At 63.8% G+C, this 21,600-nt stretch carries 25 protein-coding genes; 13 read left to right on the forward strand and 12 right to left on the reverse strand.

What is annotated here, in order from left to right; translation table 11 throughout:
* Positions 1 to 4 precede the first annotated feature (4 nt).
* Entirely contained in the window at positions 5 to 931 is a 927-nt protein-coding gene (argC, locus tag ACQY6T_RS08895; protein WP_428630423.1) for an N-acetyl-gamma-glutamyl-phosphate reductase, read from the forward strand.
* A 127-nt stretch (positions 932 to 1,058) separates the two neighbouring features.
* Here argC and ACQY6T_RS08900 read toward each other — a convergent pair whose 3' ends face one another.
* Positions 1,059 to 1,274: a hypothetical protein gene (locus ACQY6T_RS08900; protein WP_428630424.1), complete on the reverse strand. Its 216-nt coding sequence runs from the start codon at positions 1,272 to 1,274 to the stop codon at positions 1,059 to 1,061.
* Between the two features lie 183 nt (positions 1,275 to 1,457).
* Between ACQY6T_RS08900 and ACQY6T_RS08905 the strand changes: the two genes are divergently transcribed.
* Positions 1,458 to 2,801 carry a PQQ-dependent sugar dehydrogenase gene (locus tag ACQY6T_RS08905; RefSeq protein ID WP_428630425.1) on the forward strand — a complete coding sequence of 448 codons (1,344 nt, stop codon included), beginning with the start codon at positions 1,458 to 1,460 and terminating at the stop codon, positions 2,799 to 2,801.
* Positions 2,802 to 2,818: 17 nt separating this feature from the next.
* Here ACQY6T_RS08905 and ACQY6T_RS08910 read toward each other — a convergent pair whose 3' ends face one another.
* Together ACQY6T_RS08910 and dnaN are read right to left on the reverse strand one after the other, a co-directional pair.
* Positions 2,819 to 3,046 carry a hypothetical protein gene (locus ACQY6T_RS08910; RefSeq protein WP_428630426.1) on the reverse strand — a complete coding sequence of 76 codons (228 nt, stop codon included), beginning with the start codon at positions 3,044 to 3,046 and terminating at the stop codon, positions 2,819 to 2,821.
* Between the two features lie 196 nt (positions 3,047 to 3,242).
* Positions 3,243 to 4,358, reverse strand: a complete 1,116-nt coding sequence (dnaN, locus tag ACQY6T_RS08915; protein ID WP_428630427.1) for a DNA polymerase III subunit beta — start codon at positions 4,356 to 4,358, stop codon at positions 3,243 to 3,245.
* Positions 4,359 to 4,528: 170 nt separating this feature from the next.
* Between dnaN and ACQY6T_RS08920 the strand changes: the two genes are divergently transcribed.
* Positions 4,529 to 5,026: a hypothetical protein gene (locus ACQY6T_RS08920; protein WP_428630428.1), complete on the forward strand. Its 498-nt coding sequence runs from the start codon at positions 4,529 to 4,531 to the stop codon at positions 5,024 to 5,026.
* Between the two features lie 3 nt (positions 5,027 to 5,029).
* Here ACQY6T_RS08920 and ACQY6T_RS08925 read toward each other — a convergent pair whose 3' ends face one another.
* Entirely contained in the window at positions 5,030 to 5,914 is an 885-nt protein-coding gene (locus ACQY6T_RS08925; RefSeq protein ID WP_428630429.1) for a LysR family transcriptional regulator, read from the reverse strand.
* 151 nt (positions 5,915 to 6,065) lie between these two features.
* Here ACQY6T_RS08925 and ACQY6T_RS08930 point away from each other — a divergent pair, with 151 nt between their 5' ends.
* Positions 6,066 to 6,395, forward strand: a complete 330-nt coding sequence (locus tag ACQY6T_RS08930) for a UrcA family protein (protein ID WP_428630430.1) — start codon at positions 6,066 to 6,068, stop codon at positions 6,393 to 6,395.
* A 36-nt stretch (positions 6,396 to 6,431) separates the two neighbouring features.
* On the opposite strand, the gene ACQY6T_RS08935 is transcribed toward ACQY6T_RS08930, so the two are convergent.
* The 4 genes from ACQY6T_RS08935 to ACQY6T_RS08950 form a co-directional block, all read right to left on the reverse strand.
* A complete protein-coding gene (locus ACQY6T_RS08935) occupies positions 6,432 to 7,397 on the reverse strand; it encodes a DUF4189 domain-containing protein (RefSeq protein ID WP_428630431.1) in 966 nt (321 codons plus the stop codon).
* A 42-nt stretch (positions 7,398 to 7,439) separates the two neighbouring features.
* Positions 7,440 to 7,943, reverse strand: a complete 504-nt coding sequence (locus tag ACQY6T_RS08940) for a hypothetical protein (protein ID WP_428630432.1) — start codon at positions 7,941 to 7,943, stop codon at positions 7,440 to 7,442.
* Between the two features lie 94 nt (positions 7,944 to 8,037).
* A complete protein-coding gene (locus ACQY6T_RS08945) occupies positions 8,038 to 8,760 on the reverse strand; it encodes a hypothetical protein (protein ID WP_428630433.1) in 723 nt (240 codons plus the stop codon).
* A 101-nt stretch (positions 8,761 to 8,861) separates the two neighbouring features.
* Positions 8,862 to 9,254, reverse strand: a complete 393-nt coding sequence (locus ACQY6T_RS08950) for a winged helix-turn-helix transcriptional regulator (protein ID WP_428630434.1) — start codon at positions 9,252 to 9,254, stop codon at positions 8,862 to 8,864.
* Positions 9,255 to 9,368: 114 nt separating this feature from the next.
* On the opposite strand from ACQY6T_RS08950, the gene ACQY6T_RS08955 reads away from it, so the two are divergent.
* The 5 genes from ACQY6T_RS08955 (at position 9,369) to ACQY6T_RS08975 (ending at position 13,036) form a co-directional block, all read left to right on the forward strand.
* Positions 9,369 to 10,112, forward strand: coding sequence for an SDR family oxidoreductase (locus ACQY6T_RS08955; protein WP_428630435.1), 744 nt, complete (start codon positions 9,369 to 9,371; stop codon positions 10,110 to 10,112).
* A 136-nt stretch (positions 10,113 to 10,248) separates the two neighbouring features.
* Entirely contained in the window at positions 10,249 to 10,605 is a 357-nt protein-coding gene (locus tag ACQY6T_RS08960) for a hypothetical protein (protein ID WP_428630436.1), read from the forward strand.
* Between the two features lie 80 nt (positions 10,606 to 10,685).
* Positions 10,686 to 11,930, forward strand: a complete 1,245-nt coding sequence (gene rlmN, locus ACQY6T_RS08965; RefSeq protein ID WP_428630437.1) for a 23S rRNA (adenine(2503)-C(2))-methyltransferase RlmN — start codon at positions 10,686 to 10,688, stop codon at positions 11,928 to 11,930.
* 238 nt (positions 11,931 to 12,168) lie between these two features.
* Entirely contained in the window at positions 12,169 to 12,627 is a 459-nt protein-coding gene (locus ACQY6T_RS08970; RefSeq protein ID WP_428630438.1) for an outer membrane protein, read from the forward strand.
* Between the two features lie 85 nt (positions 12,628 to 12,712).
* The gene (locus ACQY6T_RS08975) at positions 12,713 to 13,036 is read left to right on the forward strand and encodes a YnfA family protein (protein ID WP_428630439.1); all 324 of its coding nucleotides are present in this window, start codon (positions 12,713 to 12,715) and stop codon (positions 13,034 to 13,036) included.
* Here the strand turns inward: ACQY6T_RS08975 and ACQY6T_RS08980 are convergent.
* Complete coding sequence (locus ACQY6T_RS08980) at positions 13,033 to 13,752, reverse strand: arylesterase (RefSeq protein ID WP_428630440.1); 720 nt, start codon at positions 13,750 to 13,752, stop codon at positions 13,033 to 13,035. The two genes, ACQY6T_RS08975 and ACQY6T_RS08980, sit on opposite strands and share 4 nt — an antisense overlap.
* A gap of 42 nt (positions 13,753 to 13,794) precedes the next feature.
* On the opposite strand from ACQY6T_RS08980, the gene ACQY6T_RS08985 reads away from it, so the two are divergent.
* On the forward strand, positions 13,795 to 14,466 hold the full coding sequence (locus tag ACQY6T_RS08985; RefSeq protein ID WP_428630441.1) for an ABC transporter ATP-binding protein: 672 nt from the start codon (positions 13,795 to 13,797) through the stop codon (positions 14,464 to 14,466).
* Positions 14,467 to 16,968 (forward strand): ABC transporter permease, encoded by a 2,502-nt coding sequence (locus tag ACQY6T_RS08990; RefSeq protein WP_428630442.1) that lies wholly within the window; start codon positions 14,467 to 14,469, stop codon positions 16,966 to 16,968.
* Here the strand turns inward: ACQY6T_RS08990 and ACQY6T_RS08995 are convergent.
* From ACQY6T_RS08995 to thrS, 3 genes are read right to left on the reverse strand one after another with little or no spacing between them, the layout of a single operon-like run.
* Positions 16,965 to 17,756 carry a sulfite exporter TauE/SafE family protein gene (locus ACQY6T_RS08995; protein ID WP_428630443.1) on the reverse strand — a complete coding sequence of 264 codons (792 nt, stop codon included), beginning with the start codon at positions 17,754 to 17,756 and terminating at the stop codon, positions 16,965 to 16,967. The two genes, ACQY6T_RS08990 and ACQY6T_RS08995, sit on opposite strands and share 4 nt — an antisense overlap.
* Complete coding sequence (locus ACQY6T_RS09000) at positions 17,723 to 18,547, reverse strand: metallophosphoesterase (protein ID WP_428630444.1); 825 nt, start codon at positions 18,545 to 18,547, stop codon at positions 17,723 to 17,725. Before ACQY6T_RS09000 ends, ACQY6T_RS08995 begins: the two co-directional genes overlap by 34 nt.
* 32 nt (positions 18,548 to 18,579) lie before the next feature.
* The gene (gene thrS / locus ACQY6T_RS09005) at positions 18,580 to 20,583 is read right to left on the reverse strand and encodes a threonine--tRNA ligase (protein ID WP_428630445.1); all 2,004 of its coding nucleotides are present in this window, start codon (positions 20,581 to 20,583) and stop codon (positions 18,580 to 18,582) included.
* A 149-nt stretch (positions 20,584 to 20,732) separates the two neighbouring features.
* Between thrS and ACQY6T_RS09010 the strand changes: the two genes are divergently transcribed.
* On the forward strand, positions 20,733 to 21,155 hold the full coding sequence (locus ACQY6T_RS09010; protein ID WP_428630446.1) for a MerC domain-containing protein: 423 nt from the start codon (positions 20,733 to 20,735) through the stop codon (positions 21,153 to 21,155).
* Positions 21,152 to 21,529 (forward strand): VOC family protein, encoded by a 378-nt coding sequence (locus ACQY6T_RS09015; protein ID WP_428630447.1) that lies wholly within the window; start codon positions 21,152 to 21,154, stop codon positions 21,527 to 21,529. Before ACQY6T_RS09010 ends, ACQY6T_RS09015 begins: the two co-directional genes overlap by 4 nt.
* Positions 21,530 to 21,600 lie beyond the last annotated feature (71 nt).

Raw genomic sequence — 21,600 nt, forward strand, 5'->3', positions numbered from 1 at the left:
TATCATGACAAAGACGGTTTTCATCGACGGCGCGGCGGGAACGACGGGCCTGGAAATTGCCGAGCGGCTGTCCGGACGGCGCGAGTTTGCGCTGATCGCCATCGACGAAGCACACCGCAAAGACGCCGCCGCGCGGCGCGAAGCGTTGAACGACGCCGATTTCGTCATCCTGTGCCTGCCCGACGATGCGGCGCGCGAGGCGGTAGCGATGATCGCCAATGACCATACCAGCGTCATCGACGCATCGACCGCCCACCGCGTCGCGCCGGGCTGGGTCTATGGCTTTCCCGAAGTCAGCGGCCATGATGCGGTCGCCAGCGCCGCACGGGTCAGCAATCCTGGCTGCTATTCGACCGGCTTCATCGCGCTCGTCGCGCCGCTGGTGCAAGCCGGGCTGCTGCCCGCCGACTGGCCCTATAGCTGCAATGCGGTCAGCGGCTATTCGGGCGGGGGCAAGGCACTGATCGAACGGTTTGAGCAAGACCGCGATATTGCATGGCGCGGCTATGCGCTGGGACTCGGCCACAAGCATGTGCCGGAAATGCAGGTGCGCTGCGGCCTGTCGATCGCGCCGATGTTTTCCCCCTCGGTCATACCCGCCCATCGCGGCATGGTGGTCGATGTCCAGCTGCCGCTGGCCGCGATGCCAAAGGCGGATTCGCCCGATGCGATGCGCGCGGCGCTGGCGGATTTTTATGCCGCCAGCCCTATCGTGGTTATGGGCGAGAATCCCAAGGACGGCGAGATGTTGGTCCGCGCATCGGACGCGGGCGACGACCGGATCGAGCTGTTCGTGTTTGCCAATGCCGACGCCAGTCAGGCGCGGCTCGTCGCGCGGCTGGACAATCTGGGCAAGGGTGCCAGCGGCGCGTGCGTTCAGAACCTCAACATCATGGCGGGTTTGCCTGAGACGGCCGGGCTGCGGCTTTAGCATTTCGTCGTCATTGCGAGGAGCCGAAGACGACGAAGCAATCTCCAGCTATCGGCCTAGCGCCAGTCCGATAGCTGGAGATTGCTTCGCTTCGCTCACAGGGACGGAAGAATTTGGTCGTTGAGCCTTAATGCACCGTGTCGAGAATATCCTCGACCGCGAGGTAAGTGATGAGCCGCTCGATCTGGCGCCAGCGCGCAAAATGGACGTGATTGCCCAGCACGCGAAATTGCTCGGCGCGCGCAGCGGCAGCGAATCCCGCCTCTTCGCCATGCACGCTGATCAGCGCATGGGCATCGTCGACCGCGGCGCGATCGGATAGAAATGGTGCAGGCAGATGCATGGAGTCCCCGTCCGTTGCCTTGGAGCCTTTCTCCTAAGGCGCGCGCCTCACCGCCCCGTTCCCAATAGTGATGAACATCCGGGTAAGGTTAACCGCAACATTTCACCGGTTAACCCATTCTGCGATCTCACCGTGCGTGTTTCGCCTCTTTGCCGCCGCGCTTCGTCCGTGTAGGAACGTGCGATGCGCAAGATCCTGAAATATGTCGCCCTCGCCCTGTTGCTGCTGGTCCTGATCGGCGGCGTGACGCTGTACATCATGTCGCGGCCTGACGTGGCGCGCTTCTCGACCGCCGAACTCAGCGGCCGGGTGCCGGTGATGGCGTCGCAGAAAACCGAAACATTCCCGACCATCAACGTACCCGAGGCGACAAGCTGGCCCGCGGGTCAGGCGCCGCGCGCCGCCCAGGGACTGGCCGTCGCGCGCTTTGCAGAGGGGCTCGACCATCCGCGCAATATGCTCGTGCTGCCAAATGGCGATGTGCTGGTGGCGGAGGCGCAAAGCCCGCCGCGCGACACCTCGGGTGTCGAGGGCAAGATCATGGGCAACCTGATGAGCAAGGGCGGAACGGGACGCAAGCCGTCCGCCAACCGCATTACCCTGCTCCGCGACGCCGATGGCGACGGCAAGGCCGAGGTCAAGACCGCCTACATCACGGGGCTCAACTCGCCCTATGGCATGGCGTTAGTCGGGACGACGCTCTACATTGCCAACACCGACGCACTACTCGCCTTCCCCTATGTCGCGGGGGAGACTGCGATGAGCGGAAAACCCGCCAAAATCGTTGACCTGCCGGCCAAGGGCACCAACCGTCACTGGACAAAAAGCCTGGTCGCCGCGCCCAACGGCTGGCTCTACATCGGCGTCGGCGCCGACAGCAATATCGGCGAGAAAGGCATGAACCGCGAAGTCCGCCGTGCCAGCGTGCTAGAGGTGCGCCCCGCACAGAAATATATCCGCACCTTTGCCGCGGGCATTCGCAACCCCGTCGGACTCGGCTTTTATCCGGGCAGCGACCGGTTGTGGACGGTGGTCAACGAGCGCGACATGCTCGGCAGCGACCTTGTCCCCGATTATCTGACCAACGTCACCGAAGGCGATTTCTATGGCTGGCCGTGGTATTATTGGGGCGGCTACATTGACCCGCGCGTCGAACCGGAAGGCGAGGATCGCCGCCAATATGTCAAGCGCCCGGCCTATGGGCTGGGCGCGCACGTCGCCCCGCTCGGGATGACCTTCACCCAAAATCTGGATCTGGGCGAGCGCTGGGCAAATGGTGCGCTGGTCGCGCTGCACGGGTCATGGAACCGCGAGCCGGTGGCGGGCTACAGTGTCGTGTTCGTGAAGTTCGGCGCCAATGGCAAGCCCGTCGATGCCCTGCCCGTCACGCTGCTCGACCAGTTCTTGGGCAAGGACGGCAAGACCACCCGCGGTCGGCCGGCAGATGTGAAGGTGGCGAAGGACGGCAGCGCGCTGGTCGCCGACGATACCGGGGGTGTGATATGGCGGGTCGCGAAGGCGGGTTAAACTCCGCCGTGAAGTAACTAAGTGCCGTTGTGCCTTATGGCAGCGGCATTTTCGGCGGCGGTCAGGAGCTTGCCTGCCTGCTCCAGCTCACCACTTATTATTGTTGCCTCGGCGCCGCAACGCTGGGCTTCGGTCGCCAATATCGGCGTGAGCGCCCGATAGACGGTCGGCGTCAAGACGTCAGCGACGTGTAAGTCCGCGTGACGACCCTTCAGCTTTCCAAGAAAATAGGTGAGAACGGTCATTATCCCGACGGCCTCTGGAGATTCCGGAGCACCATTCGATATCGAGTTGCCCAATGCAATGCTGCTCACGGCAAGGCAGTTGACGTCCGCCTGATCCTGTGCGGAGAAGCCAAATGGTTCCGCCGCTATGGTCGGCAAGGCGAGCGCAACGGCTGCTGCAATAGCGAGCGAGACGCTTGCCGGCCGCCGCAATGCCCTACACCCGCATCGGCATCAGCACGTACAGCGCCGGGCTCTTTTCATTTTCGCGGATCAGCGTCGGGGCGTTAGCGTCGGCCAGATGCAATTCGACGCTGTCGCCATCGACCTGGCCCAAGATATCGCTGAGGTAGCGGGCGTTGAACCCGATTTCCATCGCCTCGCTGTCATAAACCGCCGCGACCTCTTCGGCAGCCGTGCCGTTTTCGGGGCTGGTGACGCTCAGCGTGATGCGGTCCTTGTCGAGGCCGACCTTGACTGCGCGGGTCTTTTCGCTGGCGATCGTGGACACGCGGTCGACGCCTTGGAACAGGCTCTTCGGATCGACTTTGAGCAGCTTGTCATTCGCAGTCGGGATGACGCGGCTGTAGTCGGGGAAAGTGCCGTCGATCAGCTTCGAGGTCAGGATCGCGTTGCCGAGCTGAAACCGGATCTTGCTCGCCGACAGGCTGATTTCGACATTGCCTTCGGCCTCGTCGAGCAGCTTGCGGATTTCGGTGACGCATTTACGCGGCACGATGATGTCGGGCATCGAAGAGGCGCCTTCAGGACGCGCCACGGTGTAGCGTGCCAAGCGATGACCGTCAGTCGCTGCGGCCTTCAACACCGGGCCCGACGCATCCTCGGCGACGTGGAAGAAGATGCCGTTGAGATAATAGCGCGTTTCCTCGGTCGAGATCGCGAAGCGCGTCTTGTCGATAATCTGGATCAGCGCGGCGACGGGCAGTTCGAAATTGGTCGGCAGGTCGCCTTCGGCGATCACCGGAAAATCGTCGCGCGGCAGCGTCGGCAGGTTGAAGTTCGAGCGGCCGGCCTTGACCTGCATCTTGCCATCGGCCGCGGCGAGGCTGACCTCGGCACCCTCGGGCAACTTGCGCGCGATTTCGAAGAGGGTGTGCGCCGACACGGTCGTCGTGCCGGCGGTTTCGACCTTCGCCGCGATCGTTTCGACGACCTGCAGATCGAGATCCGTGGCCATCAGTTTCAGTTGGCCCGACGCGTCGGCTTCGATCAGGACGTTCGAGAGGATCGGGATCGTGTTGCGCCGCTCGACCACCGACTGAACGTGGCCGAGGCTCTTCAACAACACTGCGCGTTCGATCGTCGCTTTCATTCTAATCCGCCATCCCTGTGTTCCGCGGGAGAAGTCCCTGAAAGGGCCGATATCGGAGGCGATTCGCGTCCCGATTCCCAACCCCTGAAAATGCCAACCTTCCTTAACGCACGCATCGGCGGGTGCAAGCCATGCTTGCAAAGCATCCCCAATCGCGCGAACGAGGGTCGATGCTGCGCCGGGCCTCCCTTTTCCTGATGTTGGCGGCGCTGCCCGTCGCGGCGCTTGCCGCCGCTCCGACGGCGCTCGGCATTTTCGACGGCTGGGGTGCGTTCCGCGATCCCGCAACGCCGCGCTGCTACGCCCTCGCCGCTCCCTCCGCGACAATCGGAACTCCGCAGGTCAAGGCTTATGCCAGCGTCGGCACCTGGCCGAAGTCGCGAATCCGCGGTCAATTTTACGTCCGCCTGTCGAAAGCCCGCGCACCGGGGCGCGACTTGCGGCTGACGATCGGCAGCCGCCGCTTCATCTTGACCGGAAACGGGGCGCACGGCTGGGCCAGCGACGCGCGGATGGACGCAGCGATCGTTGCTGCGATGCGATCGGCACCGAGCATGAGCGTCACCAGCAGTACGCCAAGCGGTGGCGCGATCGCCGATACCTATCGCCTGCGCGGCGCCGCGACGGCGATGGACGCCGCGGCCTTGGGGTGCGCGCGACTGCGATAAGGCTCAGCCTCCGCGCACGAGCTTCGTCAGTTGGGCGGCCAGGAAATCGAGGACGAGCCGCACGCGCGGCACACGCCGCAGTCTTTCGTTGGTCAACAGCCACAGCCCCGTGGTGTCTTCCGTCTTGGGCGGGACGCAGCGGATCAAATCGGGTTCGCGATCGGCGATGAAGGCGGGCAAGACGCTGAGCCCCATGCCCGAGCGCACCCCCGCAAGCAGGCCGGACGCGCTGTCATATTGCATCACCACCGACTCCTCGAGCCCATATTGCTGGAGCCAGGCCTGATAGGGCTTCCACACCCCGCCGCCGCCGCCGATAAAAGGATGCGCGGCCAATTGTTCGCGGCTGTGCGGGATGCCGTGGCGGTCGGCATAATCGCGACTGCAATAGACTGTCCATGGATTGTCGGTGATGCGCCGCCCGACCAGACCGGCGCCGGTCGGCTGCTTGCTGCTCCGGATCGCGATATCGGCGGCGCCCGCCGCCAGGTCGCGCTGCTCGTCCGACGTGTCGAGCTGGATCTGGATCCCGGGATGCGCAGCGCGCAGATCGCGCAGGATCGGCGGCAGGATCGTGACGGCAAAAATTTCCATCGCCGTCAGGCTGACTGTGCCGCCGGCATCGCGCGACGACGCACCGGCCGCGGAGCTAAAGCGATCGGCAGCATCGCGCACCGCCGCCGCGCTTTCCAGCATCGCCTCTCCGACTGGGGTCAGCGCATATCCTGCCTGTCGCCGCTCGAACAGGTTGAGCCCGGTCGCCGCCTCTAGCGCCGCGATGCGCCGGGCGACGGTCGTCTGGCTGACGCGCAGCGCCTGCGCGGCGGACAAGGTGCTGCCCGTTTCCGCCACCGCCAGAAAGGCTTTGAGGTCGTTCCAATCATACATGACGCTTTGTGGGTCATAACCGTCCGTGCGGCATTCTGCAATTTTGCAGAATGGTCGGGCAACATCGTTGCTCCTTTCGCTGCGAGTGATCGCTTATCTGCGGTTCACCGGCTTCCTCCCCTCCTCAACCGCCGGTCGATGGAGACACAAGATGAAAAAGCTTCTGATCCTCGCCGCGCTGGCAGCAACATCCGTTGGCCAGCCCGTTCTCGCGCAATCGGCGCCTACGACCCCGACCGTCGCTGTCCAGCATCGCGACCTCGACCTTCGCACCGAGGCCGGCACCCGGACACTCGACCGCCGGATCTGGCGCGCCGCCGTTACCGTATGCGGCACCGCGTCGGATTTCGATCTCAAAGGCAAAAATGACGTCCGCCAATGCCGCACCGATACGCGGTCGATCGCCTCGGCACAGGCCAGGCTGGTGATTGCCGACATAACGCGCAATCAGGCGATTCGCATATCATTGATCCGCAAATGATAGATCTGGCGCCGGGGTGCGCACCCGACCTCAGCGTCAGGACTGCGGCGAATCCACCGGGCCAAGGCGCGAGGTGAAGGGATCGAAGAAGCGGATATTGGTACACGCTGCCCCGGCACTCGCACAGTCGGCCTTGATCCGGTCTTCGGCATAACGTCGCGATGGGCTGGCGACCCACATGGTCCCGACACCCGGTTGAAAATAGGCAACGACCACCGCGCCTTTTTTGGTTCCGCCGTCGCCCATTGCGGCTTGTGAAATCTGGCAATCGATGCCGGTGTCGCGCTTGCACCGTTCGAGCAGGCGCTTCTCCGAACTCATATAATCGCCTTGCCCGCTCGCCAGCCAGACCTTGCCAAGCCATTTATCCGCAGGGCGGCTCTTGGGCCAGGCTACGACTGCCCATGCCATGCGCGCCACAGACGCCCCGGGATAATGATCGTCGGCAACCGTATATGGCTTCGCAGTGAAGCTATATTTGATCGCGCATTCCGGATTCTTTTTCCGGCAGCTTTCGATCGCTTTCGCGGCGGCTTCGTCCGTCTTGACGCCCCAACCCACTGCGAGGTCGCCATCCGATCCCTGCGCCACCGCGACCGTGCTGTTCCACGCGGACAGGGCGACCGTGCAGCCTTCGCCCATCACGTCGCGGCACGCCGACATCGCACTCGCGGTCGCGTCTTGCTCGGTCCGGCGGTTCCAGGTCGCCCAAACGTCGGCTGCATCGGAATGCCAGACAACGACGACGTATCCATAATCGGGCGCCCGCGGCGCCGAGGGACCCGAAGGCCGGTCATCGCCGCCATCATCCATTCCGCCGTCTTCGCCCTGCATTTGCTGGCGGTACTGCTGTTCGGCCTGCCGCGCCGCATCTGCGTCGCGTTGCTGGTGAAAGCAATCTTGCGAGCTGGTACCATAACCACATTGTGCGAGGGCAGGTGTCGAGACGGCGCCACATGCGCCAAGGGCCAGCAGAAAAAGGGAACGAATGAATTTATGCATGACGATTTCCAGTTTCTAACAGCGGCTCGGCGTCGGCCGTTATTATTTGACCAGCCCTTGCCCCGGCACCCAGCGCAGGTCGCAAGTCCCGGTCTGTCCCAGCAAAACGCGCTCCCAAACACTCTTGTCGGCATCGCTACCCTTGATCCGCGGATTGGCGAGCGGCCTCCGATCGAGATAGAGGCCGCTGATGAACGCGGTCAGTTGCTTGCCCTCGATCAGGCGCGAGGCTTTGGAATAAAGGACGTAAATTTGCGGCGGCTGAGCGCGGCGCACGATCGTGTGGCTCTTCGTTGACGCGACTTGGACATCGCCTGTGCCCGGCGCCGACAACCCATTATAATCCGCGAAAATCCATTGCCCAGCCGGACCGGAGATCAGCAACTCGACGCCGCTCGATCCAGCACCGTTGACCACCGCCTTTTCGCCTGGCTCAAGAATAATGGTCGAATGACGAGTGCAAATTTTCTGCCCCGCAGCCGCCGAAGCCATCTGGGGAGCGGCGGCGCCAAGGAGTATGGCGGCGAGGGCAATATAGCGATACATGGTCGTAACCTCTTCAACGTCAATCGAATATTCTAGGGCGCACGGCTCGGGCCGCCACCCGCGATGATGTACCGGTTCAAGGCGGCGAGCGTGGTCAGCGCTGTGCCGCGAGCGGCGTTTGCTTCAGCTCGCTGAATGAGAAGATCCACGCGCAAGTCGCCTCAAGCGTTTCGCGGGGCGGCAATTCGGTGGTGCGCGACAGATTTATCAGCACCAAGGTGCGGCCATCGTCGTTCACCAAGCCACCCGGCATGAAAATCGGCCCTGCCGTGCCACTTTCCATGCCGCCGGGAACGTAGCGCCAGCCCGCCGCGATCGCGCGGTCGAGCATCGCCGCCTCGCTGATGCAGCGACCTTTGTTCGCCGCTTCCATCTGCGGATTCAGGCCCATGCCATGGAATTTCACGTTGAAATCATCCTTGCGGCCCCAAGCGCCTTCGCGGCGGCGTTCATACGCCTCGATCACCATTTCCCAGCCGTCCTGCCCGGCCAAGGCCACCTGATAACCAGCGTTGACCACAAAAAAGCCGTTGGGTTCATATCCTTCGCGTTGAATGAAGCGCGGCACACCAAGCGTCTTTTTCAGCCATTCGATATTAACGGCGCCGCTGGGCGCCTCCAGCAAATCTGCCAGACGGCGATTGACCTCGACAAAGCCATAGTCGCAGATCGCATCGCTTTTGTCCGCCCATGCCGGGAAACGGTGGATCGGCCGCTCGCCCGCCAGGCAGCTTGCGGCAGATTCAGGATCTTCGGCTGCGACGGGGGTCGACAACGCCATGATCGCCAAACCGGCCAAGAGGATCGGGATACGCATTTGAAGCTCTCCAATACAGGATCCCGGGCTAGCATCGGGGATACCGTGCTGCGTGTGATCTCGATCATAGAGCGTCGCGCTGTGGCGCCTGAACGCGCCGTTTACTTCCGGTCGTCGAACGCCGTCCGCGCTGCCTCCACTGCCGCCAAATGCGCCTCGGCCCACAGCCAGACACCGCAGAAGGCCTCGCCCAGGCTGCGCCCCAGATCGGTCAGCCGATATTCGACCTTCGGCGGGACAACCGCGTGGACGGTGCGGTGTACTAGTCCATCACGCTCCATCTGGCGCAGCGTTTGCGTCAGCATCTTCTGGCTGATCCCGGGCGTAAGCTGCGCCAGACGGGTGAAGCGGCACTCGCCATGATCCTCCAACACTTCCAGCACGAGCATCGTCCATTTGTCCGCCACGCGGCCGATCAGGTCGTTGACCAGCGCTTCGACACGCGGGTCCGCGATATCATGCGCTTCGGACAATATTTTTTCGGGGGAGGACATCGCAGAAAATCCAATTCTCTCTCGTTGGTAAGTATGGCACTTTCGGGTGCCTTCTTTCTTTTTGAAAGTGTAGCCATATCTAAACCTTCTCACCACCCCAACGGAGGAAAGATCATGAAAATCGCGGGCAACACCATTCTTGTCAGCGGCGGCGGTTCGGGCATCGGCCTGGCGCTTGCACAGCGTTGGCACGACGCGGGCAACAACGTCATCGTCACCGGGCGCAGCGCCGCAAAGCTGGAAGCCGCCATCACGGGCCGGCCGAATATGTCGGCGATGACGCTCGACGTAACCGATCCATCGGCAATGGCCGCCTTTGCCGCTGCGGTGGTCGCCCAGCATCCCGCGCTCAACATACTGGTCAATAATGCCGGGATCATGGGTACCGAAGATGCGAGCGCCAAGCGCGATCTGACCGAAGCCGAAGCAACCGTGATCACCAACATTCTGGGCCCTATCCGCTTGACCGATGCGCTGATCGACCATCTGACGGCGCAGGACGATGCGGCGATCATCAACGTGACGTCGGGACTGGCATTCGTGCCGCTGCCCAAGGCGCCGACCTATTCGGCGACGAAGGCCGCGATGCACAGCTATTCGATGGCGCTGCGCATCCAGCTTGCCGGAAAGGTCGAGGTGATCGAGCTGGCGCCGCCTGCGGTGCGCACCGACCTGACCCCCGGCCAGTCGACGCGCGAAGGCTATATGCCGCTCGATGAGTTCGCCGACGAGGTGATGGCGCTGTTCGCCCAGGAGCCGACGCCCGAGGAAATCCTGGTCCAGAATGTGCTGCCGCTGCGCCGTGCCGAGGCGAACGGAAATGTTCCCGCGGTGCTAGGAATGCTGGCGTCGTTGTAAGGTTTCGCCGCTCCCAATCTGCGCAATGGGCGGCAATCGGAGCTTGCCGTCCGGCCGCCCATTGCGCATGATGATTATCAGCGGTTAGCGGCAAAGGCTCGAAGAGGCCAGCCGAACCGGGGATTGGGAGAATGATATGTCGCGGATTACTGCCGGCCTAAGATGTGATGCCGCTGCGCGCGAGCGGCACCACGCGCTGGATTTCATCGGGCTGCGCGCCCATGCAACGACGGTCGGCTTGATTCAGCTGTGCGAGGAACTGCTCAACGCAGGCATCTTGAGCGCCGAGGGGCTTGATCGGATCAAGACCGCCATCCTGACCGAACTGGCCGTCAGCAGCAGTTCGCGCATTTCGAACCATGCCACCTTCGATGATATGATGCGACAGCGGATCGACTCGATCTTTCCGCAGGCCGCCGGCATTCCGCCCAAGGAACAGGTCGGGTCCGCGGAGGATTTCGAGGACGCGATCGGAAGCAGTCGGGACCACTGACCAACGACATCCGCGCCGCGGCTTAGGGACGGCGCCGGCGATTGCGCTTTTCCCCCTTCCCCCCTATATCGCCGGCCATCATGCAGATTCCCGGCCATATCGACCCCGTCACGACGGGCACCGTTCCGCTGCGCGGCGGCAACCGTATCGACTTGGTCGGGCTGACCCGCGATACGATCGGCGGCGTGTTGGTCGAGGCTGGACTCGATGCCAAAGGCGCCAAGCTGCGCGCCAAGCAGATCTGGCACTGGATCTATCACCGCGGGGTCACCGATTTCGAAGCGATGACCGATATCGCAAAGTCCATGCGCCCATGGCTGACCGACCGTTTCATCATCGGTCGCCCGACGGTGCGACAGGCGCAGGTGTCGAGCGACGGCACGCGCAAATGGCTGCTCGCCGCCGCCGATGGCCAGGAATATGAGATGGTTTTCATCCCCGACGCCGATCGGGGAACATTATGCGTATCGAGCCAGGTCGGCTGCACGCTCAATTGCCGTTTCTGCCACACCGGTACGATGCGTCTGGTCCGCAACCTCGCGGCGGGCGAGATCGTCGGGCAGGTGATGCTGGCGCGCGACGAACTGGGCGAATGGCCCAAGGGCACGATGGCGGGCTTTGGCCCCGACCCCGAGGACGACGATGACGAGGAAGGCGGCCATTATACCGCCGACGGCCGCATCCTGACCAACATCGTGTTGATGGGCATGGGCGAACCGCTGTATAATTTCGACGAGGTCAAGGGCGCGCTCAAAATCGTCATGGACGGCGACGGGCTCGCGCTGTCGCGGCGCCGCATCACCCTGTCGACCAGCGGCGTGGTGCCGATGATGGCCCGCGCCGGCGAGGAGATCGGTGTCAACCTCGCGGTGTCGCTCCACGCGGTGTCCAAGGAAATCCGCGACGAAATCGTGCCGCTCAACCGCAAATATGGCATCGAGGAATTGCTGCAGGCGTGCGCCGATTATCCGGGCGCCGGCAATTCGCGGCGGATTACGTTCGAATATGTGATGCTGAAAGACAAGAACGACAGCGACGAGGATGCCCGCGAGCTCGTCCGGTTGATCAAGCAATATGGCCTGCACGCGAAGGTGAATCTGATCCCCTTCAACCCCTGGCCTGGCGCGATGTACGAATGCTCGTCGCCCGAACGGGTGCGCGCGTTCAGCAACCTCATTTTCAAGAGCGGCATTTCCGCGCCCGTCCGCACCCCGCGCGGACGCGACATCATGGCGGCATGTGGTCAGCTGAAGAGCGCAGCGACCAAGCCAACCCGCGCTGAACTCGATCGCATTGCGGACGAGAAGCAGGCCGCTCTGGGCTAAATTGCACCCCGTCTGGCGTTTCACGATCGCAATCGCTCTGCCGCATATCGGCGGTTCAGCGTCATATTCGACGCTTTGAGCTCACATATATATTCTGTACCGTGTGGTAAAAATAACACAGGTAAGAAAATTGTCATATTGCGACACTTCCGTTCATTGAAGCGACAGCTGCGAACGCCATTTAGGGCGTGGACCACGACCCAAAGGGCGCGGCCATAAAACGCAGAAGGAAGAAATAATGAAAAAATTCGCAGTTGCAGCCGCTCTCCTGACGGCCATCGTTGCAACCCCCGCCATGGCGGCTCCCGGCGGCGAAGGCCATGTGGAAGTTCGCGGCGGCCTGATCACCGGTAACGGCATTGACGAAGGCACCCTCGGCCTTGCCGCTGGTTATGACTTCGACCTGGGCAGCACCACGTTCGTCGGCGCCGAAGTCGCCGGCGACAAGGTTCTGGTCGACGGCGCAGACGTTCAGTTCTCGGCCGGTGGGCGCGTCGGCGCCAAGGTCGGCGCGAACGGCAAGGCCTATGTCACCGGTGGTTACACCTTCAGCGACATCGACGATCCCTATGCGGGCGTTGGTTACCAGCACAAGCTGGGCCAGAACCTTTATGCCAAGGCCGAATATCGCCACCAGTTCATCAACAACTTCGGCGACTTCGACACCTTCGTCGCAGGCGTCGGCTTCGCTTTCTGATCCTTTAGGAACAGCGATGAAACAAGAAGGGGCGGCCGATTGGTCGCCCCTTTTCATTTGCCCGTAATCGGGCCACGGTGAGTGGATGACAGGCTTGGCTTATATTGGCGCGGCGCTGGCCGAGATCGCGGGCTGCTTCGCTTTCTGGGCATGGCTGCGGCTGGACAAGTCGGTCTGGTGGATCGCACCCGGCATCGCATCGCTGGCGCTGTTCGCATATCTTCTGACGCTGGTCGATTCCGAGCATGCGGGACGCACTTATGCTGCTTATGGCGGGGTTTATATCATCGCGGCGTTGCTTTGGCTGTGGGCCGTCGAGGGTGCGAAGCCCGACCGCTGGGACCTGATCGGCGCCGCCGTGTGTCTCGGCGGCGCAGCGATCATATTGTTCGGACCGCGGACCGGCTAGTCGGCATTGGGTAACGCCTGTTCGACCAGCGGAGCCAACCCTTCGGCAACCACAGCGACGCCCTTGGCATTGGGATGCATATTGTCACCGAGCATCAGCGCCTTGTCGGTGACGACATTGTCGAGGATGAAGGGGTAGAAACTCGCTTCATATTTGCTCGCGAGTTCGGGATAGATCGGGTTGAATTTTTTCGCATAATCGCTGCCGAGATTAGGCGCGGCCATCATGCCGGTGAGCAGTACGGGGATCTCGCGCTTTTTTAGTTCGGCAAGCATCGCGTCGAGATTGGCGCGCGTCTGGTCGGGACCGATGCCACGCAGCATGTCGTTGCCGCCCAGCCCGAGCACGACGAGCGCAGGCTTCACCTTCGCATTGTCGAGAACATAGGTAAGCCGCTGACGCCCGGCGGCGGTTGTGTCGCCCGACACACCGGCGTTCTGGACGCGCGCGACGACGCCGTCGCCCGCCAGCGCGGCTTGCAATTGCGGCGACAGCCCTTCCTTCGGACCGAGCTGATATCCCGCATAAAGGCTGTCGCCGAACGCGATCACCAGCGGAGCGTCAGCGGGAATTGCAGGCGCGGCTTTCGCCGCAACCTTGTCATTGGTCGAAGCCGACGGGGTTTCCGCCGATCCGCACGCGGCGAGCGGTTGGCAAAGCGCGATGGCGCAACCATATAAAGCGTAAGAGCGCCATCCGGCCGTTCGTTTTTCCAAAGGGTTCTCTCCTTGCCCGACGCCCAACGACAATCGCCAAGCATGGCGATCGCCGCCCATAATGTGACGCTGACGCTCGGAAGCGACAAGGCCCCCGTCGAAATATTGCGCGGCGTCGATCTGGAGGTGCCCGCAGGCGCCTCGGTCGCGCTGCTCGGCCCGTCGGGATCGGGGAAAAGCTCGTTGATGGCGGTGCTGGCAGGGCTCGAACGCGCCAATGGCGGCAGCATCCGCGTTGCGGGACTCGATTTCACGACCATGGATGAGGATGATCTGGCGCGTGCGCGGCGCGGCCGCATCGGCATCGTGTTGCAGGCGTTCCACCTGTTGCCGACAATGACCGCGCTGGAAAATGTCGCGGTGCCGCTCGAACTCGCGGGGATCGCCGATCCGTTCGGGCGCGCCGCCGCCGAGTTGGAGGCCGTTGGGCTGGGACATCGGCTGACCCATTATCCGGCGCAGTTGTCGGGCGGCGAGCAACAGCGTGTCGCGATTGCGCGCGCGATGGCGAGCTCGCCCGCGATCATCTTTGCCGACGAACCGACGGGCAATCTCGACACCGCGACGGGACAGGCGATTATCGAACTGATCTTCGCCCGGCGCGCCGCGCTGGGCGCTACGCTGCTCATCATTACCCACGACCCCGAACTCGCGCAGCATTGCGACCGGGTTGTGGTGATGCACGATGGAAAAATCGAAGAGCGGGAGGCCTAGGTGCTCCCGCTCGCCACCATCTGGCGGATTGCGCGCCGCGATCTCGCGACACGGATCCGCGGACTGCGCCTGCTTGCGGTTTGCCTGTTCCTCGGCGTCGCAACGCTGGCGGCGATCGGCAGTCTGACGAGCGGCATCACCTCCGAACTCGAAGCGCGCGGGCAGACGATCCTGGGCGGTGATGTGGAATTCGGCCTGCCGCAGCGTGAGGCGACGGCGGAGGAGATGGCGGCATTCGGACGTCTCGGCGCGCCATCGGCAACGGTCCGGATGCGCGCGATGGCGAATGCGCCGGGCGGCGATGCCTTGCTGTCCGAACTGAAAGCGATCGACGGCGCCTATCCGCTTTATGGTGCGCTGCGGCTCGAAAGCGGTATCCGCAAGGGGCCACCACCGTCGGGAAGCATCTGGATCGGCAAAGATCTCGGCTCGAGGCTCGACCTGAAAGTCGGCGGCGACGTGAAGTTCGGCGACAAGATGTTCAAGATCGACGGCATCATCGCCGAGGAACCCGACCGGCTGGGCGAAGGCTTCACGCTCGGCCCCGTTGCGATCATCGGGCTGGCCGATCTGCCCGCGACCCAGCTGATCCAGCCGGGCAGCCTCTACGAGAGCAAATATCGCCTCCGTTTGCCGGGTAGCGCCAATCCCGAGGCAGTCGGCAAGGCGCTGACCGCACAATTCCCCGAGGCGGGATGGGAGATCACCGACCGCAGCAACGGCGCGCCGGGAACGCGGCGGTTTATCGAGCGTATGGGGCAGTTTCTGTCGCTGGTCGGGCTGGCGGCACTGGTGATCGCCGGGATCGGCGTCGGCAATGGCGTTGCGAGCTATCTTGCGGGCAAGCGCCCGGGGCTGGCGACATTGAAGGTGCTGGGCGCCGACAGCGCCACAGTGCTGCGCATCTATGGTCTGCAGATTTTGGCGGTCGCGGCGGTGTCGATTCTCGCAGGGCTGATCGTCGGCGCGGTCGCACCCGTCGCGATCGGGGCGATTGCGGGTGACGTGCTGCCGGTGCGGCCAGGGTTCGCGCTTTATCCGCTGCCGTTGATCGTCAGCGCGGCCTATGGGTTGCTGATCGCGATCGCCTTTGCGCTGCCGCCGCTCGCGGCGACAAAGCATATTCCGGCGGCGGGGCTGTATCGCGCCACGGTCGATCGCGCGGCGCGGATCGACCGGCCGGCGCTGCTGGCCGTTGCCGCCGCATTTTTCGTAATCGTCGGCCTAGCGGTCGGCACCGCGCGCGAACCGCTGTTTGCGCTCAGCTTTATCGGCGCAGCGATCGGCCTGCTGCTCATCCTGGTCGGCCTGGGCTGGCTGGTGCGTCGGACCGCTAGCCGCCTTCCCCGCCCTCGCCGCCCCTTGTTCCGCCTCGCGCTCGCGAACCTGCACCGTCCCGGTGCGGCGACGGGCGCGCTGGTGGTCGCGCTCGGGCTGGGGTTGACCTTGTTCGTTACTCTCGCGGCGATTCAGACCAGCATCACCGCCGAGATCGCGCGCACGGTGCCGCGACGCGCGCCGAGCTTTTTCGTGCTCGACGTACCGCGCGATGGCGCTGCGCAGTTCCGATCGCTGGTCACCAAAGCGGCGCCCGATGCGCAAATCAACATGATCCCGGCGCTACGCGGCAGCGTCACCGAATTTCGCGGCCAGCGCGTCGATGAACTCGCCGAATTGCCCGAAGGCGCGTGGGTCTTGCGCGGCGACCGCGGGCTGACTTACAGCCCCAGCCTGCCGAACGGCAGCGAGCTGGTGTCGGGCCAATGGTGGGCCGCCGATTACAAGGGACCGCCGCTGGTCAGCGTCGAGGAAGAGGTCGCGGCGTCGCTGGGTCTGAAGATCGGCGACACGCTGAGCGTCAATGTGCTGGGGGTCGAGGTACAGGCGAAGGTTGCGTCGACGCGCACGGTGCAGTGGGACAATTTCGGGCTCAACTATGTGCTCGTCTTTTCACCCGGCACTTTCGACGCGGCGCCGCATAATATGGTCGCGACCGTAGCGGTCGATCCCAAGGCCGAAGTCGAACTGGCGCGCAGCATTCCGCGCGCTTTCCCCTCGGCGTCGCTGATCGCGGTGCGCGATGTCGTGTCGCAAGTGACAACGTTACTGACCCAGATGAGCCAGGCGATCGCTGCGGCGGCGAGCATCGCGATCCTCGCCGGGATCGCTGTATTGATCGGTGCAATCGCGGCGAGCCGCGAGCGGCGTGTTTACGACAGCGTGATCCTGAAACTGCTGGGTGCGACGCGAGGGCAGATATTGGGCGCGCAGGCGATGGAATATGCCGTGCTGGCGTCGATCCTTGCGACTCTGGCGCTGGGGCTCGGGCTGCTCGCGGCGCGCTATGTCGTGGTCAGCCTGTTCGATTTTACCTTTGCGCCCGACCCGTTCATCGTCGGCGCGACGTTGATCGGCGGGGCGGGATTGTCGTTCCTGATCGGCATCGCGGGAAGTTGGCCGTTGTTGTCAGCAAAACCGGCGCAGGCGCTGCGCAGCCTTTAGGTCAGGATACGGATCACCGCTGACACGGCGGCGAGGCCGAGCACAACGGCAACCATCGCCTGCCACACATGGGGCGCGACGGTGCCGAAGTGGCGCCCGCCGACATGATTGCCGACCCACATCGGCGCAAAGAGGAGCAGCGCGAGGATGAGCAGCCGCCAGGTGGCGATGCCGACCCACAGCGCCGCAAGCGTCCCCGCGATCGCGGTCGCGAAAAAGATCAGCATCATCGACGCCCGTGCAACCTTCGGCGGTAGCGAGCGGCGCAGGTAAAAGGGGACGACCGGCGGCCCCGGCATCGCGGCAAAGCCTGTCAATATGCCCGACGCGATCCCCGTGCCGCCGATCGCGAGCCGTCCGGGGCGATGCCCCTCGGGCTGTTTGGGCAGCAGGATCGCGACAAAGGCGCCGACGGCGATCAGCGTGATCAGCAGGCGCGCGACGTCAGGCGTTGTCGCATGCAGTGCGGCCATGCCGATGGGGGTCGTCGCCATCGCGATCAGTCCGATCGGCACAGCGCTCGACCGGTCGGCATCGGCGAGGATCACCTTGAGCCCCACCGGCCCGATCAGCAGTTGCAGCAGGATGCCGAGTACCACCGCCTCGCCGGGGGTGACGATCAGACCGAGCAGCGGCACAAGAATGATCGCCATGCCAAAGCCCGTCAGACCGCGGACATAGGCGGCGGCAAAAGTCATGGCGGCAGCCCCGGCGAAAGTCAGCGGCGCAACCCCAACCAGGCTTTGCAGGTCCGTCACCTGGTTTTCGGGCCGAGCGTGATCAGCCACGCATCGGGCGGCGTATTATAGCGCAGCGGCAGCAAGCTGGTCCCCAACCCCGCTCCGACAAAGACCCTTTGGCCGTCGTCGGTCATGTCGCCGCACGCAAAGCGGTCGCCGTAGCGCGAGACATAGGTCAGCGCGCCAATGAACGGGAAACGGATCTGGCCGCAATGCGTGTGGCCGGCGAAGATAGCCGCCATCGGTCGCTTCACGGCTGGCACGATGTCGGGGCTGTGGGTCAGGATCAGCGGCACGCCCGGACCAAGCCGGTCCATCGCCGCCAGCGTCGCCGGAACATCGTCATGCCCCGAATAATCGTCATCGACGCCGCCGACCACTAGCGGGCCAAGCTTTACCGCCTCGTTCTGGAGCACGCGAAGTCCGCGTTTTTCCAGTTCACCGCGTAGCGCGTCGGGTTTGAACCAATGGTCGTGATTGCCGGGTGCGACCACCACGCCCAGCGGCGCCTTCAGTTTGCCGAGCGGCGCGACAACCTCGGCGGCGGTATAGATATGCGTCGCGGTGCGTTTTTCGCTGACCAGGTCGCCGGCGATCAGAACGAGATCGGGTTTCAGCCGGTTGAGCTCGCTGACGATCCGCGCCAGTCGCTCGGGCGGCATATCGGGACCGGCAACGTGGATGTCGGACAGCAACAGCAGCTTGAGCGGCAGCTGACCCGAAGGCCAATCGGCGACCTCTACGATCGCGGTTCGGATGATCGGATCGCGCGTCGAATTCCAATAGCCCTTGGCGAGCACCGCCACGCCGAGCAGCACCAGCAACAGGAGCCAGCGCAACCACCGGCGCGGGCGACGCTTCTCGGTCGCGATCAACTGCGCAGGTCGGGCGGGGTCGCCTCACCCTTCAGCATCGCGATCGCTTCGGAGAGCGGCATGATGCGCTGGCCGTCTTGCCCCAGCGTGCGGATCGCCACGGTGCCTTCTTCGGCCTCGCGATTGCCGACCACCAGCAGGTAGGGGACTTTGGCGAGGCTGTGCTCGCGGACCTTGTAGTTGATCTTCTCGTTGCGGACGTCACTTTCGGCGCGGATGCCCGCCGCCGTCAGCTGCGCCACCGCGTCCTTGGCATAAGCGTCGGCGTCCGAAACGATCGTCGCGACCACCGCCTGCACCGGCGCGAGCCAAGTCGGGAAGCGGCCGGCGAAATGCTCGATCAAAATGCCGATAAAGCGTTCATAGGTGCCGAGGATCGCGCGGTGGAGCATCACCGGGCGGTGGCGTTCGCCGTCCTCGCCGATATAGCTCGCATCGAGGCGTTCGGGCATCACGCGGTCGGACTGGATCGTCCCGCACTGCCACGTCCGGCCTATCGCGTCGGTCAGGTGGAATTCGAGCTTGGGCGCATAGAAAGCGCCCTCGCCCGGCAATTCTTCCCAGCCATAATCGTCGGTCGCCATACCCGCGCGCTCGACGGCTTCGCGAAGCTCCGCCTCGGCCTTGTCCCACATGTCTTCGGTGCCAAAGCGCATGTCGGGGCGCAGCGCGAGCTTCACCGCATATTTTTCGAAACCGAGCTGCTTGTAGACGCGGTCGAGCAGCGCACAGAAATCGCGGACTTCATCGACGATCTGGTCCTCGCGGCAGAAGATATGGCCGTCGTCCTGCGTGAACTGGCGCACGCGCATAATGCCGTGGAGCGCGCCATGCGGTTCATTGCGATGACAACAGCCCATTTCGGCCATGCGCAGCGGCAGGTCGCGATAGCTCTTCATGCCTTGGCGGAAGATCAGGACGTGCGCCGGGCAGTTCATCGGCTTGAGCGCCATCCACTCGGCGTCGTCGGACACCAGCGGACCTTCGCTCTCGATGTTCGGCACCTCGTCGGGGATGACGAACATATTCTCGCGATATTTGCCCCAGTGGCCCGACTGTTCCCACTGTTTGGCGTCCATCACCTGCGGGGTCTTGACCTCCTGATAACCCGAACCGTCGATGGCGCGGCGCATATAGGCCTCGAGCTCGCGATAGATGCGGTAGCCCTTGGGGTGCCAGAAGACGCTCCCGTGCGCCTCTTCCTGCAAGTGGAAAAGGTCCATCTCGCGGCCGATCTTACGATGGTCGCGCTTCGCAGCCTCCTCCAGCCGGACGAGATGCTCATTAAGCTGCTTCTTGTTGAGCCAGCCGGTGCCATAGATGCGGCTGAGCTGCGCGTTCTTCTGGTCGCCGCGCCAATAGGCTCCCGACACGCGCGTCAGCTTGAACGCCGCCGGATCGAGCTTGCCCGTCGAGGCCAAGTGCGGCCCGCGGCACATGTCCATCCAGCCGTCACCGCTGCGGTAAACGGTCAGCTCTTCGCCCTGCGGCAGTTCGGCGGCCCATTCGGCCTTGAAGCTCTCGCCCTCGGCCGCCCATTTGGCGATGAGCTTGTCGCGGTCCCACACTTCGCGGGTCAGCGGCAGGTCGGCGGCGATGATCTTGCGCATCTCTTTCTCGATCAATGGCAGTTCGTCGTCGCGGAACGGACCACGCTCGGCGGCTGGTGCGAAGTCATAATAGAAGCCATCGCCGGTCGACGGGCCGAAGGTGATCTGGGTGCCCGGAAACAGGTTCTGGACCGCCTCTGCCAGCAGATGCGCATAGTCGTGGCGGACGAGTTCAAGCGCATCGGCCTCGTCGCGGCTGGTCACCAGCGCGAGGTTGGTGTCTTCCTCCAGCGGGCGCATGATATCGCGCAGTTCGCCGTCGATTTTCGCGGCGAGTGCGGCCTTGGCGAGCCCGGGTCCGATGTCGGCGGCAATCTGCGCCGGGGTGGTGCCGCGCGCGACTTCTCGGGCAGAGCCATCGGGAAGCGTGACACGGATCATCTGGGACATCTAAAAATCGGCCTTTCTGGCGGGTTAGAACAGCGCCCCTTTGCCAGCGCGCAAGATGGGCGGCAAGTGCCGGATTCACAATATGGGTTGCAATGATACAATATATCACTATCTGGCCTCACACGCCCTCCCGCCGTGAAAGCAATCCCATGTGCCTCCCCGCCGCGCGTCCGCGCCTTGCCGACCTGATGGGGATCGGCCTGTCGCTGACCTGCCTCGTCCATTGTCTGGCCCTGCCACTGCTCATCCTGAGCGCGCCGGCGCTCAGCCGCGGGATCGCGCTGTCCGAAGGGGTGCATGCGGCGATCCTGTTGCTGGCGTTGCCTGCCGCGCTGATGGCGATGAAGGACGGTTGGCGCCGCCACAGGCGGTTAGCGCCGGGCCTGCTAGCAAGCACCGGGCTGGGTCTGCTGGCGCTGGGCTTGGCGGCGCACGAGGAGTGGCTCGCGGTCGCGAACCCGGAGGCGGCCGACCGATGGCTGACGTCGGCGGGGGCGCTGACGCTTGCATTGGCACACCTGCTCAACTGGCGCTGGCGTCACCGGCGTACCATGCATAAGCTGCGGCTGTGACCGAAGCGCCACCCCACTGCATCGCCGCGATCCTGCCGTGTACCAACCTCGACGCCAGTACCGCCTTTTATGAAAAGCTGGGTCGGTCGGTCGTCGCCGACCATGGCAGCTATCGGTTGCTGGAGGATGGCAAGGGGTGGCAGCTTCATCTGACCAATGAAGCGCCCGAAGGGTGGCTGGTGCCCGGCCAGAATCCGTTCGGCCTCTATCTCTACAGCGAACGGGTCGATGAGCTGGCCGAGCCCGTGCGCGACGCGATCCTCGAGCGTGAAAAGGCGCCGACGCACAAGCCGTGGGGCATGTACGAATTCGCGCTGTCCGACCCCGACGAAACATTGGTTCGCATCGGCTGGCCGAGCCGGTTGATGGAGTAGGGCAGTCGCTTTCTGCTAGCAAGCTTGTCATTATGTCAATATTACTTGACTCCATGTCGATTGTTATGTAA

It is taken from the genome of Sphingopyxis sp. (genome assembly GCF_965279725.1).
Lineage (GTDB): Bacteria > Pseudomonadota > Alphaproteobacteria > Sphingomonadales > Sphingomonadaceae > Sphingopyxis.

What these genes read in the sequence shown, in the direction of transcription:
- argC (WP_428630423.1), top strand. Translation starts at nt 5, where the DNA reads ATGACAAAGACGGTTTTCATCGACGGCGCGGCGGGAACGACGGGCCTG.
- ACQY6T_RS08900 (WP_428630424.1), bottom strand. Translation starts at nt 1,274, where the DNA reads ATGCATCTGCCTGCACCATTTCTATCCGATCGCGCCGCGGTCGACGAT.
- ACQY6T_RS08905 (WP_428630425.1), top strand. Translation starts at nt 1,458, where the DNA reads ATGCGCAAGATCCTGAAATATGTCGCCCTCGCCCTGTTGCTGCTGGTC.
- ACQY6T_RS08910 (WP_428630426.1), bottom strand. Translation starts at nt 3,046, where the DNA reads ATGACCGTTCTCACCTATTTTCTTGGAAAGCTGAAGGGTCGTCACGCG.
- dnaN (WP_428630427.1), bottom strand. Translation starts at nt 4,358, where the DNA reads ATGAAAGCGACGATCGAACGCGCAGTGTTGTTGAAGAGCCTCGGCCAC.
- ACQY6T_RS08920 (WP_428630428.1), top strand. Translation starts at nt 4,529, where the DNA reads ATGCTGCGCCGGGCCTCCCTTTTCCTGATGTTGGCGGCGCTGCCCGTC.
- ACQY6T_RS08925 (WP_428630429.1), bottom strand. Translation starts at nt 5,914, where the DNA reads ATGTATGATTGGAACGACCTCAAAGCCTTTCTGGCGGTGGCGGAAACG.
- ACQY6T_RS08930 (WP_428630430.1), top strand. Translation starts at nt 6,066, where the DNA reads ATGAAAAAGCTTCTGATCCTCGCCGCGCTGGCAGCAACATCCGTTGGC.
- ACQY6T_RS08935 (WP_428630431.1), bottom strand. Translation starts at nt 7,397, where the DNA reads ATGCATAAATTCATTCGTTCCCTTTTTCTGCTGGCCCTTGGCGCATGT.
- ACQY6T_RS08940 (WP_428630432.1), bottom strand. Translation starts at nt 7,943, where the DNA reads ATGTATCGCTATATTGCCCTCGCCGCCATACTCCTTGGCGCCGCCGCT.
- ACQY6T_RS08945 (WP_428630433.1), bottom strand. Translation starts at nt 8,760, where the DNA reads ATGCGTATCCCGATCCTCTTGGCCGGTTTGGCGATCATGGCGTTGTCG.
- ACQY6T_RS08950 (WP_428630434.1), bottom strand. Translation starts at nt 9,254, where the DNA reads ATGTCCTCCCCCGAAAAAATATTGTCCGAAGCGCATGATATCGCGGAC.
- ACQY6T_RS08955 (WP_428630435.1), top strand. Translation starts at nt 9,369, where the DNA reads ATGAAAATCGCGGGCAACACCATTCTTGTCAGCGGCGGCGGTTCGGGC.
- ACQY6T_RS08960 (WP_428630436.1), top strand. Translation starts at nt 10,249, where the DNA reads ATGTCGCGGATTACTGCCGGCCTAAGATGTGATGCCGCTGCGCGCGAG.
- rlmN (WP_428630437.1), top strand. Translation starts at nt 10,686, where the DNA reads ATGCAGATTCCCGGCCATATCGACCCCGTCACGACGGGCACCGTTCCG.
- ACQY6T_RS08970 (WP_428630438.1), top strand. Translation starts at nt 12,169, where the DNA reads ATGAAAAAATTCGCAGTTGCAGCCGCTCTCCTGACGGCCATCGTTGCA.
- ACQY6T_RS08975 (WP_428630439.1), top strand. Translation starts at nt 12,713, where the DNA reads ATGACAGGCTTGGCTTATATTGGCGCGGCGCTGGCCGAGATCGCGGGC.
- ACQY6T_RS08985 (WP_428630441.1), top strand. Translation starts at nt 13,795, where the DNA reads ATGGCGATCGCCGCCCATAATGTGACGCTGACGCTCGGAAGCGACAAG.
- thrS (WP_428630445.1), bottom strand. Translation starts at nt 20,583, where the DNA reads ATGTCCCAGATGATCCGTGTCACGCTTCCCGATGGCTCTGCCCGAGAA.
- ACQY6T_RS09010 (WP_428630446.1), top strand. Translation starts at nt 20,733, where the DNA reads ATGTGCCTCCCCGCCGCGCGTCCGCGCCTTGCCGACCTGATGGGGATC.